Origin of the sequence: Pseudomonas lurida (genome assembly GCF_002563895.1) — a bacterium.
Lineage (GTDB): Bacteria > Pseudomonadota > Gammaproteobacteria > Pseudomonadales > Pseudomonadaceae > Aquipseudomonas > Aquipseudomonas lurida.
This window is the reverse complement of sequence record NZ_PDJB01000001.1, coordinates 5,897,683-5,910,317: the sequence shown is the minus strand read 5'-3', so window position 1 is coordinate 5,910,317 and position 12,635 is coordinate 5,897,683. Positions and strand designations below refer to the sequence as shown.

At 61.8% G+C, this 12,635-nt stretch carries 12 protein-coding genes; 6 read left to right on the top strand and 6 right to left on the bottom strand.

All coding sequences use genetic code 11. The features are described 5' to 3' along the window. Positions 1 to 9 precede the first annotated feature (9 nt). Positions 10 to 555 carry a hypothetical protein gene (locus ATH90_RS27040; protein WP_034109987.1) on the bottom strand — a complete coding sequence of 182 codons (546 nt, stop codon included), beginning with the start codon at positions 553 to 555 and terminating at the stop codon, positions 10 to 12. 28 nt (positions 556 to 583) lie between these two features. Next, positions 584 to 2,026: an aldehyde dehydrogenase family protein gene (locus ATH90_RS27035; RefSeq protein ID WP_476262598.1), complete on the bottom strand. Its 1,443-nt coding sequence runs from the start codon at positions 2,024 to 2,026 to the stop codon at positions 584 to 586. Between the two features lie 131 nt (positions 2,027 to 2,157). Here ATH90_RS27035 and ATH90_RS27030 point away from each other — a divergent pair, with 131 nt between their 5' ends. Continuing rightward, positions 2,158 to 2,829 (top strand): TetR/AcrR family transcriptional regulator, encoded by a 672-nt coding sequence (locus ATH90_RS27030; RefSeq protein WP_034109983.1) that lies wholly within the window; start codon positions 2,158 to 2,160, stop codon positions 2,827 to 2,829. A 33-nt stretch (positions 2,830 to 2,862) separates the two neighbouring features. Continuing rightward, positions 2,863 to 3,717, top strand: a complete 855-nt coding sequence (locus ATH90_RS27025) for a sulfurtransferase (protein ID WP_098467522.1) — start codon at positions 2,863 to 2,865, stop codon at positions 3,715 to 3,717. A 120-nt stretch (positions 3,718 to 3,837) separates the two neighbouring features. On the opposite strand, the gene ATH90_RS27020 is transcribed toward ATH90_RS27025, so the two are convergent. The 4 genes from ATH90_RS27020 to ATH90_RS27005 are packed head-to-tail and all read right to left on the bottom strand — an operon-like array spanning position 3,838 to position 8,319. Then, the gene (locus ATH90_RS27020; protein ID WP_034109979.1) at positions 3,838 to 4,833 is read right to left on the bottom strand and encodes a hydrolase; all 996 of its coding nucleotides are present in this window, start codon (positions 4,831 to 4,833) and stop codon (positions 3,838 to 3,840) included. A 39-nt stretch (positions 4,834 to 4,872) separates the two neighbouring features. Continuing rightward, entirely contained in the window at positions 4,873 to 5,481 is a 609-nt protein-coding gene (gene rsmD, locus ATH90_RS27015; protein ID WP_098467521.1) for a 16S rRNA (guanine(966)-N(2))-methyltransferase RsmD, read from the bottom strand. Beyond that, complete coding sequence (locus ATH90_RS27010) at positions 5,481 to 6,971, bottom strand: M16 family metallopeptidase (RefSeq protein WP_098467520.1); 1,491 nt, start codon at positions 6,969 to 6,971, stop codon at positions 5,481 to 5,483. The genes rsmD and ATH90_RS27010 overlap by 1 nt, the downstream gene beginning before the upstream one ends. Continuing rightward, on the bottom strand, positions 6,964 to 8,319 hold the full coding sequence (locus ATH90_RS27005) for a M16 family metallopeptidase (protein WP_034109974.1): 1,356 nt from the start codon (positions 8,317 to 8,319) through the stop codon (positions 6,964 to 6,966). Before ATH90_RS27005 ends, ATH90_RS27010 begins: the two co-directional genes overlap by 8 nt. 232 nt (positions 8,320 to 8,551) lie before the next feature. On the opposite strand from ATH90_RS27005, the gene ftsY reads away from it, so the two are divergent. The 4 genes from ftsY (at position 8,552) to rpoH (ending at position 12,623) form a co-directional block, all read left to right on the top strand. Beyond that, on the top strand, positions 8,552 to 9,949 hold the full coding sequence (gene ftsY / locus ATH90_RS27000; RefSeq protein WP_098467519.1) for a signal recognition particle-docking protein FtsY: 1,398 nt from the start codon (positions 8,552 to 8,554) through the stop codon (positions 9,947 to 9,949). Beyond that, positions 9,946 to 10,617 (top strand): cell division ATP-binding protein FtsE, encoded by a 672-nt coding sequence (ftsE, locus tag ATH90_RS26995; protein WP_034109970.1) that lies wholly within the window; start codon positions 9,946 to 9,948, stop codon positions 10,615 to 10,617. Before ftsY ends, ftsE begins: the two co-directional genes overlap by 4 nt. Further along, the gene (gene ftsX / locus ATH90_RS26990) at positions 10,614 to 11,639 is read left to right on the top strand and encodes a permease-like cell division protein FtsX (RefSeq protein ID WP_098467518.1); all 1,026 of its coding nucleotides are present in this window, start codon (positions 10,614 to 10,616) and stop codon (positions 11,637 to 11,639) included. Before ftsE ends, ftsX begins: the two co-directional genes overlap by 4 nt. A 129-nt stretch (positions 11,640 to 11,768) precedes the next feature. After that, the gene (gene rpoH, locus ATH90_RS26985; protein ID WP_003176698.1) at positions 11,769 to 12,623 is read left to right on the top strand and encodes an RNA polymerase sigma factor RpoH; all 855 of its coding nucleotides are present in this window, start codon (positions 11,769 to 11,771) and stop codon (positions 12,621 to 12,623) included. The last annotated feature ends 12 nt before the right edge of the window (positions 12,624 to 12,635 follow it).

Sequence of the window (12,635 nt, the reverse complement as noted above, 5' to 3'; positions counted from 1 at the left end):
TCATCAAGGCTAGACCTTCGGCGGCCCGGGGTAGCCGCAATGGGCCCAGGACGCCGGCTGGAAGTACCAGGCCATGATCACCAGCTTGAGCAACGAGCCCTGGCCCATCCGCAGCAGGTTCAGGTAGCTGTTTTCCCAGCGGTGCAGGAAGTTGCGGATCTGTTCACTGCTGGCGTTTTCCCAACTGCCCCAGATCCCGGTCAACGGTCCTCGGGTGATGCCCATGCCCAGTACATCGAACAGTTGCTGGGTGAGCTTGAACATCTCCGGCGACAGGCGTTGCAGGCTGAAGTCGAGCTTTTCAAGCGTGTCTTCAATCCCGCTGGCGACTTCCTGGGCGCTGGCCACGCCCTCTAGCAGCACCGGGATCACCGCGCGCAAGAACGGCAAGTCACTGCTGCGCAACATGGCAAAGCCACTGGCCGGGGTACTGCTGGAGCAACCGCTGAGGCTGGCGCCCAACCCGGCGGTGGCCAGGAACGCGCTGGCGCACAGGCCGATTTTCAAGACGCCGCGCCGCGACAGTGCGGGTGAATCAGTCAGGCTAGGGTTCATTGTTATTGTTATCCCGTGGGTGGCGGTTTCAGCGAATGAACAGCTTTTGGATCAACTTCTGGATCGATTTGCCGTAGGGCGGGTAGATCAACTTCGCGGCGTTCAGGCGCTGTTTCACCAGCACGCCCTTGGCTTTGCTGAAGGTGAGGAAGCCTTCATGGCCGTGGTAGTGGCCCATGCCCGACGGGCCGATGCCGCCAAATGGCATGTCGTCCTGGGCCACGTGCAGCAGGGTGTCGTTCAGGCACACGCCACCGGAATGGGTTTCGTGGAGCACGCGGTTTTGCTCGCCCTTGTTGTAGCCGAAGTAATATAGGGCCAGCGGGCGAGGGCGCTGGTTGATGTAGGCAAAGGCCTGGTCGAGCCCTCGATACGGCACGATCGGCAGCACTGGGCCGAAGATCTCGTCCTGCATCACGGTCATGTCATCGCTGACATTCAGCAACAGGCTGTGGGCCATGCGCCGCGCCTGGCCCTGGTCGTACAGCGGGATCAGGGTGGCGCCTTTATCGGTGGCGTCCTTGACGTAGGCATTCAGCCGCGCGAGTTGCCGTTCGTTGATGATAGCGGTGTAGTCCGGGTTGTCCGCCAGGGTCGGGTAAAACCCGCGAACAGCGTTGGTGTAGGCCTCAACGAACGCGTCGACACGGTCTTCCGGCACCAGCACATAGTCGGGGGCGACGCAGGTCTGGCCTGCATTCAACGCCTTGCCGAAGGCGATACGCTCGGCGGCGTCCTTGAGCGGTACATCGGCAGACACGATGGCGGGCGACTTGCCGCCCAACTCCAGGGTGACCGGTGTGAGATGTTCTGCCGCCGCGCGCATCACGTGCTTGCCAATGCTGGTGGCGCCGGTAAACAACAGGTGATCGAAGGGCAGCTTGGAGAAGGCCATGCCCACTTCGGCTTCACCCAGCACCACGCACACCAGGTCCTCGGGGAAGATTTTTGCCAGCAGTGACTTGAGCAGCTCGCCGGTGGCGGGGGTGGATTCGCTGAGCTTGAGCATCACCCGGTTGCCGGCGGCGAGGGCGCCGACCAATGGGCCAATGGCCAGGTACAACGGGTAGTTCCAGGGCACGATCACCCCGACCACGCCCAACGGTTGATAGATAACCTTGGCCGAAGCGGGTTGGAAGGCGATGCCTACAGCGCGCCGGGAGGGTTTCATCCAGCCCTTCAGGTGCTTACTGGCATAGTGAATGCCGTGCAGGCTGGGCATCAGTTCGGCGAACAGGGTTTCGTCTGCGCTGCGGTGGCTGAAATCCTGGCTGATCGCATTGATCAGCGCCTGGCGCTCGTCGCTGAGCAGGTCGCGCAGGGCCTTGAGCCATTGCTGGCGCTGTGCGGCCGGCGGCATAGGGTTGGCAGCGTAGGCACGACGCTGGGTGTCGAACAGGGCCTGGAGTTGATCCAGCGCCTGTGAATCTTGCAGGTAGGCAACGTTGGCAGACATGGCGGCGTTCCCGATTGTTATAGGTCTGCCTGGATTTTTAGAGTTAATACTCTAAATTGTCAAATGGCATTACGCCGATATGCGGATTTATCCCTGCAAGAATAGCCCGTAAGATGCCCCATCACGTGTACAGAAGCTGATCCCCTATGGCACCACGAGTAAAGACCAGCGAGCGCATTGTGCAAACCAGCCTGGAGCTTTTTAACCAGCAGGGCGAGCGCAGTGTGAGCACCAACCATATTGCCGCCCATATGGAAATTTCGCCGGGCAACCTGTACTACCACTTCCCCAACAAGCAGGCGATCATCGCCGTGTTGTTTCGCGAATACGAAGCCCTGGTGGACAGTTTCCTGCGCCCGCCCCAGGGCCGCGCGGTCACGGTCGAAGACAAGCGCTTCTATCTGCAGGCGGTATTGGCCGGCATGTGGCGCTACCGCTTCCTGCATCGCGACCTTGAGCACCTGCTGGAAAGCGACCCGGAACTGGCTACCGGCTATCGGCGTTTTTCCCAGCGCTGCCTGGTCCAGGGCGGCGCTATCTACCAAGGGTTTGTCGACGCCGGCATTCTCAACATGGACCCGGTGCAAACCGAGGCCCTGACCCTCAATGCCTGGATCATCCTCACCTCCTGGGTGCGTTTTTTGTGCACCACCAATGAAAATTCCGCCCACTTGAGCGCCGAGGCGATCAAGCGTGGGGTGTATCAGGTGCTGGTACTGGAGGCGGGTTTCGTCACGCCCCAGGCGAAGGATGCAGTGGATGCCTTGTTCAAAGAATTTTACGTGCCGTTGAATCAGGCATTGGAAGAAGTGAAGTAGGACCTTTCCCGAATCTGTTCATAGGAGTCCGTCATGCCGCTTGCCCAACTGATCAGCCCCCAGCAACTGGCCGAACGCCAGAAGGCCGGCGGGTGGGTGATACTGGATTGCCGTTTTGCCCTGGAGGACCCGGATTACGGACTCTGCAGCTATGCCGAAGGGCATATCGAGGGCGCGCAGTATGCCGACCTGGAGCGCCACCTCAGCGGCCCGGTGACCAAGGGCGTGACTGGCCGTCACCCGTTGCCAGCCGCCCACACCTTCGCCGAGCAATTGCGCGCCTGGGGTATCAACGCCGACACCGACGTGGTGCTCTACGATGACGGCCCCGGCGCCTATGCCGCCCGCGCCTGGTGGTTGCTGGCCTGGCTGGGCAAGCGTGACGGCGTGTTTATCCTGGATGGCGGCCTCAAGGCCTGGCACGCGGCGGGTTTTCCGTTGAGCCTGGACGCGCCGGTGATCGAGCCGGGCAGCTTTGTCGGTACACCGGACAATCGCCTGGTGCTGGATGCCGAGCATCTGCAAAAACGCCTGGGCCAACCTGGCTTGACCCTGATCGATGCCCGCGCCCAACCGCGCTTTCGCGGGGAAGTGGAGCCCATCGACCCGGTTGCCGGCCACATTCCGGGTGCGCAGTGCGCGGCTTTCAATGAAAACCTCGGCAGTGACGGCCGCTTCCTGCCAGCCGAGCAACTCAAGCAACGCTTCGCCGCTCAATTGCAGGGGCGCTCGCCGGATGAACTGGTGGCGTATTGCGGTTCGGGCGTGACGGCGTGTCACAACCTGTTCGCCCTGAGCCTGGCGGGATATCCGTTGGGCAAGTTGTATGCGGGGTCGTGGAGCGAGTGGATTACCGATCCACAGCGTGAAATCGCCACAGGCGACTGACTCGATTGAGGGGTAGACCCAATCAAAGGCGGGAGCTGGCTTGCCTGCGATAGCGGCGTGTCAGCCAACCATGAGCTTGCTGGCACGCCCTCATCGCGGGCAGGCCAGCTTGCACATTGTTTAACCGTGTTGTGCCAGCAGCCATTGAGGAATGCGACGTTCCAGGTAGTAACCCGGTCGTCTCAACGAACCCTCCACAAACCCCACGTGCCCCCCCTTTGCCAGCAACTCAAACTCAGTGCACGCCGACAGTTCACTCGCTTCGGGCAGGCTGTGGGCAAACACAAACGGGTCATCGGCCGCCTGGATGATGAGGGTTGGAGCGCGGATGTCACCCAGGTAATAGCGGCTCGACGCGCGGCGGTAATAGTCCTCGGCACTCAAGAATCCGTGCAACGGCGCAGTGACCCGACCGTCGAAGTCCCAGAACGTACGCATTTTCTCCAGTGAGCCCAGGGCTTCGAGGGTCTTGAGCCCATCTGCCCGCCCGTCCTGCAGAAAACGGCTTTGCTTGACGCGGATATACGCCAGCATTTCACGCATGAAATGCTTCTGGTAAACCCGCGAAAAGCCCAGGCCGATACGGTCCGCACACTGGTCGAGGCGAAAGGGCACCGACACGGCCGCCGCGCCTTTTAGCCCGGAGGCCGCGCCGGTTTCTCCCAGATGCTTGAGCAGCACATTGCCGCCCAGTGAATAACCCACGGCATACAGGGGGGCCAACGGCCGCTTGGCCTGCAGGTGGGCAATCGTCGCAGCCAGGTCTTCGCTTGCGCCGGAGTGATAACTGCGTGCCAACAGATTCGGTTCGCCCGAGCAGCCGCGCCAGTTCAACGCGGCGCTGGCCCAGCCTTGAGCGGCAAGGACCTTTTGCAGGCCGGCCACGTAGGGCGAGTTGGAGGAGCCGGTCAACCCGTGCAGCACCAGCACCAATGGCGCTTGCGCGTCATGCGGGCCGTGCCAGTCGATATCGAGAAAGTCGCCATCCGCCAGCCACAGGCGTTCGCGTTGGCGTTCGATGTGGGTGGTGGGGCGCCACAGCGGCCCCCACAGCGTTTGCAGGTGAGGGTTGCCGAGGCCAAAGGCGGGAGTGAAGTTGTTAGCGCAAGGGTTCATGCAGATCTCGGTGGTACCACAAAAGCTCTCGCCTGCAGGTCAGGCGGCGCTGCGTTGCCATAACGCGTAGTACACCCGCCCGGACTTCTGTTCCCGGTGCAGGCGCCATGATGCCGGCAAGCCCAGGGTGGAGGGCGCCGTCTCGCTTTCAGTGTAGATCCACGCATCCGGCGCCAGCCATTGGCGTTCTTCCAGCAATGCGCACACGGTCGGCAGCAGGTTCTGGTTGAACGGCGGGTCGAGGAATACGACGTCGAACTCGCTGGCAGGCTGGGTTTCCAGGTAGCGCAACGCATCGGCGGTTTGCACCTGGCCGGTGGTGCAGCGCAGGGTGCCCAGGTGTTCCTTTAAGCTGGAAACAGCCACATTACTGGCGTCCAGCGCCTGCCCCAGGGCGGCGCCACGGGACAGCGCCTCCAGGAACAGCGCGCCACTGCCGGCAAACGGGTCCAGTACCTTGGCGCCTGCAATGTAGGGCGCAAGCCAGTTGAACAGGGTTTCACGCACGCGGTCCGGCGTCGGGCGCAGGCCTACGACGTCGGGGAAGCTCAGTTTGCGGCTGCGCCATTCGCCGCCAATGATGCGCAGCTGGCCCACGCCGTTATGGACGTTGTGGACAGGTTTTTTCGGGCGAGATGGACTGGCCATTAATGCTCCGGAACCCCGAGCGGCTGCTCGGCAGGTTTATCAGTGGGGGGCGGTAGTGGCTTTTGCGCAATCGTCGGGCCGGCGGTCACGATGACCATCTTGTCGGCGCTCAAGTGTTTGTTCAATGCAGCCTTGACCTGCTCTACAGTCAGGGCCTGGGATTGTTTCATGAAATCTTCCAGATAGCTCAGCGGCAAGTTATAGAAACCCATGGCGCCCAACTGTCCGACGATATCGGCGTTGCTGGCGGTCGACAGCGGGAAGCTGCCGGCCAGCTCGCGCTTGGCGTCATCCAGCTCTTTTTGCGTCGGGCCGGTCTTGAGGTAGTCGGCCACGACATCCTCGACCAGGCGCAAGGTGCCGCCGCTCATTTCGGCGCGGGTCTGCAGGTTGATCATGAAAGGGCCGCGTACCTGCATCGGCGAGAAGCCGGAGTACACGCCGTAGGTCAGGCCGCGTTTCTCGCGCACTTCGCTCATCAGGCGGGTGCCGAAACCACCGCCGCCGAGGATCTGGTTACCCAGCGACAAGGCGGCATAGTCCGGGTCGGCGCGGTCGATGCCCAGTTGCGCGAACAGCAAGTGCGTCTGCTTGGACGGAAACTCGATACGGCTCAAGCCAGGCTTGGGTTCGGTCGGTTGGGCGATTTTTGGCAGGGCCGGGCCCTTGGGCAGCGATGCGGACACCTTGGCCGTCATGGCTTCGGCTTCGGCACGAGTCAGGTCGCCAACCACTGCAATCACCGCGTTACCCGCTGCGTAAGCCTTGGCGTGGAATGCCTGCAATTGCGCCAGGGTAATCTTCGGGACGCTCTCCGGTGTGCCTTCGGTCGGGTGCGCGTAAGGGTGGTCGCCGTACAGGCGCTTGAACAGCTCAAGGCTCGCCAGCTTGGCAGGGTTCTGCTTCTGGTACTCAAAGCCGGCGAGGATCTGGTTCTTGATCCGTGCCAGGGAGTCGGCCGGGAAGGTGGGTTTGCCGATCACATCGTCAAACAACGCGAGCGCGGCGTCGCGTTTGTCGCTGTCGCTGAGGCTGCGCAGGGACACCAGCGCCATGTCGCGGTACGCGCCATTGCCAAAGTCCGCGCCCAGGCCTTCGAAGTCACGGGCGATCTGGCTCACGTCCTTGCCCGGCACGCCTTCATTGAGCATGGCGTTGGTCATCAGCGCCAGGCCTGGGACGTTGCCGTCCTGGCTGCTGCCGGCGGCGAACAGGATGCGCACGTCGAACATCGGTAGTTCATGGGCCTCGACGAACAGCACTTTGGCGCCCTCGGCGGTGGTCCAGGTCTGCACGTCGAGCGTGCGATTGGTCGGCGCCTTGCCGTCCAGTTCAGCCAGGGATTGCAGCTTGTTGCTCGATTGGGCTTTTTCCAGCGCCGGGCTGGCGACGGACTCGCTCGGGCGCAGGAAGTACACGGCACTGGCGGCGATCAGGGTGACTGCGATCAGGCCGGGGAAGATCAGGCGGCTGCTTTTGCGATCACTCATGAGCGGTCTCCTCAGGCAGGACATGGGCGACGCTGAGACGTTCGCGGGTGAAATAGGTACGCGCGGCTTTCTGGATATCTTCCGGTGTCACGCTTTGCAGGTCGGCAAGCTCGGTGTCCATCAATTTCCAGGACAGGCCGACGGTCTCCAGGGAGCCAATGGCCGTGGCCTGGCTGGTGATGGAGTCGCGCTGGTAGACCAGGCCGGCGATGACCTGGGCACGGATGCGCTCCAGTTCCTCGGCGGTCGGCGGCTTGGTCTTCAGCTCTTCCAGCAGGCGCCACAGGCCTGCTTCGGCTTGGGCAACGGTCTTTTTCTTCTGCTGGTTGGGCGTCGCGGTCAGCATGAACAGGGTGTCACCGCGGGTATAGGCGTCGTAGTTGGTCGACGCGGCAGAGACCAGCTCTTCACCGCGTTCCAGCTGCTCGGAGATGCGTGCGCTGTAGCCGCCGTCCAGCAAGGCCGAGATCAGGCGCAGGGCCTGCACCGAACGTTTGTCTTCGGCAGTGGCCAGGCCAGGGACGTTAAAACCCAGGATCACGCTCGGCAGTTGGGTCTGCACATGCATGGTCAGCAGGCGCTCGCCGGGCTCGGCCAGTTCCATCGGGATCTTTGCCGGTGGCACGTCGCGCTTGGGGATTGGGCCGAAGTAGCGCTGGGCCAGGTTTTTCACCTCGTCCGGGGTGACGTCGCCGACCACCACCAGGGTGGCGTTGTTCGGCACGTACCAGGATTGGTACCAGTGGCGCAGTTCTTCGACTTTCATGCGATCCAGGTCGGCCATCCAGCCGATGGTCGGCGTGTGGTAGCCGCTCGCCGGGAACGCCATGGCCTTGAAGCGCTCGTAGGCCTTGGACATCGGGTTGTCGTCGGTGCGCAGGCGGCGCTCTTCCTTGATCACCTCGATCTCGCGGCTGAACTCGTCGGCCGGCAGGCGCAGGCTGGCCATGCGATCGGCTTCCAGCTCGAAGGCGACACCCAGGCGGTCACGGGCCAGTACCTGGTAGTAAGCGGTGTAGTCGTCGCTGGTGAAGGCGTTCTCTTCAGCGCCCAGGTCGCGCAGGATCAGCGAGGCTTCGCCGGGGCCGACCTTGGCGCTGCCCTTGAACATCATGTGCTCCAGGGCGTGGGACAAACCGGTCTGGCCCGGGGTTTCGTAGCTCGAACCGACCTTGTACCAGACCTGGGAAACCACCACCGGCGCGCGATGATCTTCGCGTACGACGACCTTGAGGCCGTTGTCGAGGGTGAATTCGTGGGTGGGTTGTGGGTCGGCAGCCAAGGCTGAAAGAGGCAGACAAACTGTACTGAACAGCAGGCCTGCGGCGCGGCGGGCTAGAGCATTCATTCGTTTTTAAACCTGTTGGGCTGCCCGCTTGGTCTTAGCGTCGGCGGGCGAGGAGGTGCTAGGATACTGATCCGACTTAGGGACGGCCACTGCGGCTGTCCTGTTAAGGCCCCATTTTGGCCTTACAAAATGTTGCGCATGAACGAGCTGGCTAAAAAACAGTCTGTTACGCATCGAATTTTATTTACCGACGCGCCCCGTGGCGCGACGCTACCTTGAGATAGCCGTCTCCATGTTTGGTTCCAACGACGACAAGAAGACCCCAGCTGCGGCTGGCGAGAAAAAAGGCCTGTTCGGATGGCTGCGCAAAAAGCCGCAGGAAACCGTCGACGAACAGCCACAGGTTCAAACTGAACCGGTCCCTGAACCTATAGTAGAAGCCGAACCGGTCGCCGAAACGCCTGCGCCGGTGGTGTTGCCGATGGCTGAGCCGGTTCTGCAGCCGCTCGCCGAGGTAGAGCCTGAACCTGAGCTGGAACCCGCGCACAAGCCGTGGCCGGAACTGCCGGTAGCTGAAGAGCCCGTGGCATTGGTTGAAGATGTGCAGGCCGAGCATGTGGTTCCGCCGATTCCGGTGGTCATTGAGCCGCAGCCGGTTGTCGCTGAAGCACCAGCACCAGCACCAGCACCCGTGGCGGTCGAGCCAGTGATGGCTGCTCCCGCCATCATCGAAGAACCTGCTACCCCTGTTGAAACCAGCAAGACCGGCTTCTTCGCCCGTCTCAAACAAGGCCTCAGCAAGACCAGCGCCAGTATCGGCGAAGGCATGGCCAGCCTGTTCCTGGGCAAGAAGGTCATCGATGACGAACTGCTGGAAGACATCGAAACCCGTTTGCTCACCGCCGACGTAGGCGTCGAAGCCACCGCCGTGATCATCCAGAGCCTCACCCAGAAGGTCGCGCGCAAGCAGCTGACCGACGCCGATGCACTGTACAAGTCCCTGCAAGCTGAGCTGGCTGCCATGCTCAAGCCTGTGGAAGCGCCTCTGGTGATCACCCCGAAAAAACCCTTTGTGATCCTGGTGGTGGGCGTCAACGGCGCCGGCAAGACCACCACCATCGGCAAGCTGGCCAAGAAGCTGCAGTCCGAAGGCAAGAAAGTCATGCTGGCGGCGGGTGATACATTCCGTGCCGCAGCGGTTGAACAGCTGCAGGTCTGGGGCGAGCGCAACAAGATCCCGGTTATCGCCCAGCACACCGGCGCCGATTCCGCCTCGGTGATCTTCGATGCCGTGCAAGCCGCCAAGGCCCGGAACATCGACGTGCTGATCGCCGATACCGCCGGTCGCCTGCACACCAAAGACAATTTGATGGAAGAGCTGAAAAAGGTCCGCCGCGTGATCGGCAAGCTGGACGCAGACGCGCCGCACGAGGTTCTGTTGGTGCTGGACGCCGGTACCGGCCAGAACGCCATCAGCCAGGCCAAACAATTCAACCAGACGGTACAACTGACCGGCCTGGCATTGACTAAGCTCGACGGCACGGCCAAGGGCGGCGTGATCTTCGCCCTGGCCAAACAGTTCGGGTTGCCGATTCGTTATATCGGCGTCGGTGAAGGCATCGACGACCTGCGCACCTTTGAAGCCGAACCCTTTGTACAGGCACTGTTTGCCGAGCGGGAGCGTTCATGATTCGATTCGAACAGGTCGGTAAACGCTATGCCAACGGGCATGTCGGCTTGCATGAGCTGAGCTTTCGAGTGCGTCGCGGCGAATTCTTGTTTGTAACCGGGCATTCCGGTGCCGGCAAAAGTACGTTGCTGCGCCTGCTGCTGGCCATGGAGCGCCCGACTACCGGCAAACTGCTGCTGGCGGGCCAGGACCTGGCAACCATCAGCAACGCGCAAATCCCGTTCCTGCGCCGCCAGATCGGCGTGGTGTTCCAGAATCACCAACTGCTGTTCGATCGCACCGTGTTCAATAACGTGGCACTGCCGTTGCAGATCCTCGGGCTGTCCAAGGCCGAGATCGTCAAACGCGTGGATTCGGCCCTGGAGCGCGTGGCGTTGTCGGACAAGACCGATCTCTACCCCGGCGACCTCTCCACCGGCCAGCAACAGCGCGTCGGCATTGCCCGCGCCATCGTCCACCGCCCGGCACTGCTGCTGGCGGATGAACCGACCGGTAACCTCGACCCGCGCCTGGCGGCCGAGATCATGGGGGTGTTCGAAGACATCAACCGCCTGGGCACCAGCGTGCTGATCGCCAGTCACGACCTGGCACTGATCGCCCGCATGCGCCATCGCATGCTGACCCTGCAACGCGGCCGCCTGATCGGTGACGGGGAGGCCGGCGCATGAGTGCTACACGCAGCCCTAAAGTGTCCGAGCGCGTGGCGCCGAAACCGGCCGACCCGCAACCCCAAAAGAAAAAGCACGATCACGATGATGACGGCCCGGACTTCAGCACCTTGCTGCGCGCCTGGATCGAAAGCCATCGTGCGAGCCTGCTCGACAGCCTGCGGCGCCTGGGCAAGCAGCCGATTGGCAGCTTCTTCACGTGCCTGGTGATGGCAGTGGCCCTGAGCCTGCCGATGGGCCTGTCGCTGCTGCTTAACAATGTGGAGCGACTGGGCGGTTCCTGGCAGCGCGCAGCGCAGATCTCGCTGTACCTGAACATCGATGCCAGTGCCAAAGACGGCGAAACCCTGCGCGATGACATCAAGAACCTGCCGGGCGTGGCGCAGGCCGAGTACATCAGCCGTGACCAGGCGCTGGAAGAGTTCCAGCAACAGTCCGGCCTGGGCGAGGCGCTCAAGGAGCTGCCGCAGAACCCGTTGCCGGGCGTCGTGCTGGTAACGCCGAATGAAGTCGACAAGGCCGCCTTGGAAGCCCTGCGGCAAAAACTCGCAGAGATGCCCAAGGTACAGCAGGCGCAGCTTGATCTAGTCTGGGTAGAGCGCTTGGCGGCCATCCTCAAGCTGGGCGACCGTTTTGTGTTCGGCCTGACAGTGTTGTTGGTGTCTGCATTACTTTTGGTGATAGGTAATACCATTCGTCTTCATATTGAAAACCGCCGCACCGAGATAGAAGTGATTAAACTGGTCGGCGGCACGGACAGCTATGTGCGTCGTCCTTTTCTGTACATGGGCGCGCTTTATGGCTTTAGTGCCGGGATTTTGTCCTGGGGCGTGCTGGCATTTGGCCTGGACTGGCTGAACGACGCGGTTGTCGGGCTTGCCGGACTCTACGGCAGTGATTTCGCGCTGGCCGGTGTGCCGGTAGCCGATGGTCTGAGTCTCTTGCTTGGCGCGGTATTGTTGGGGTATATCGGTGCCTGGATTGCGGTCGCACGGCATTTACGTGAGCTGGCACCGAAGTAGTTAATGTCAGATTAATGTGGTTTCGTTTGTATTGACCGTATTGGTGGTTTAGGGAACTTGTCCTACGGTTCCCGGTCAATTTTCGCAGTGCTTCACTGCACGAGTTATGTGAGTCGGAGGTTTTTTCGTATGACCACTTCTTTGCAACCTGCTTATGCCTTGGTCCCGGGTGCGAACCTGGAAGCCTATGTGCATACGGTAAACAGCATCCCATTGCTGACGCCCGAGCAGGAGCGTGAACTGGCCGAGAGTCTCTACTATGAGCAGGATTTGGGGGCGGCTCGGCAGATGGTGCTCGCCCACCTGCGTTTTGTTGTACATATCGCCCGTAGCTATAGCGGCTATGGCCTGGCCCAGGCTGACCTGATCCAGGAAGGCAACGTCGGCCTGATGAAGGCTGTCAAGCGCTTCAACCCTGAGATGGGTGTGCGCCTGGTGTCGTTTGCCGTGCACTGGATCAAGGCGGAAATCCACGAGTTCATCCTGCGCAACTGGCGCATTGTGAAAGTCGCGACCACCAAGGCCCAGCGCAAACTGTTCTTCAACCTGCGCAGCCAGAAAAAACGCCTGGCGTGGCTGAACAACGAGGAAGTCCACCGCGTGGCTGAAAGCCTTGGCGTGGAACCCCGTGAAGTGCGCGAGATGGAAAGCCGCCTGACCGGCCATGACATGGCCTTCGACCCGGCCGCCGAAGCGGACGACGACAGCGCCTTCCAATCGCCGGCCAACTACCTGGAAGACCACCGGTACGACCCGGCGCGTCAACTGGAAGACGCTGACTGGAGCGACAACTCCAACCACAACCTGCACGAAGCGCTGGAAGTGCTGGACGACCGTAGCCGTGACATCCTCTACCAGCGCTGGCTGGCGGAAGAAAAAGCCACGCTGCATGACCTGGCGCAGAAGTACAACGTGTCGGCCGAGCGGATTCGTCAGCTCGAGAAAAGCGCGATGAACAAGCTGAAACTGTCGATCGCGGCCTAAACACCGCCTGAA

Bases quoted from the DNA above. Each gene is read 5' to 3' on its own strand.
- ATH90_RS27040 (WP_034109987.1), bottom strand. From the start codon at position 555: ATGAACCCTAGCCTGACTGATTCACCCGCACTGTCGCGGCGCGGCGTC.
- ATH90_RS27030 (WP_034109983.1), top strand. From the start codon at position 2,158: ATGGCACCACGAGTAAAGACCAGCGAGCGCATTGTGCAAACCAGCCTG.
- ATH90_RS27025 (WP_098467522.1), top strand. From the start codon at position 2,863: ATGCCGCTTGCCCAACTGATCAGCCCCCAGCAACTGGCCGAACGCCAG.
- ATH90_RS27020 (WP_034109979.1), bottom strand. From the start codon at position 4,833: ATGAACCCTTGCGCTAACAACTTCACTCCCGCCTTTGGCCTCGGCAAC.
- rsmD (WP_098467521.1), bottom strand. From the start codon at position 5,481: ATGGCCAGTCCATCTCGCCCGAAAAAACCTGTCCACAACGTCCATAAC.
- ATH90_RS27010 (WP_098467520.1), bottom strand. From the start codon at position 6,971: ATGAGTGATCGCAAAAGCAGCCGCCTGATCTTCCCCGGCCTGATCGCA.
- ATH90_RS27005 (WP_034109974.1), bottom strand. From the start codon at position 8,319: ATGAATGCTCTAGCCCGCCGCGCCGCAGGCCTGCTGTTCAGTACAGTT.
- ftsY (WP_098467519.1), top strand. From the start codon at position 8,552: ATGTTTGGTTCCAACGACGACAAGAAGACCCCAGCTGCGGCTGGCGAG.
- ftsE (WP_034109970.1), top strand. From the start codon at position 9,946: ATGATTCGATTCGAACAGGTCGGTAAACGCTATGCCAACGGGCATGTC.
- ftsX (WP_098467518.1), top strand. From the start codon at position 10,614: ATGAGTGCTACACGCAGCCCTAAAGTGTCCGAGCGCGTGGCGCCGAAA.
- rpoH (WP_003176698.1), top strand. From the start codon at position 11,769: ATGACCACTTCTTTGCAACCTGCTTATGCCTTGGTCCCGGGTGCGAAC.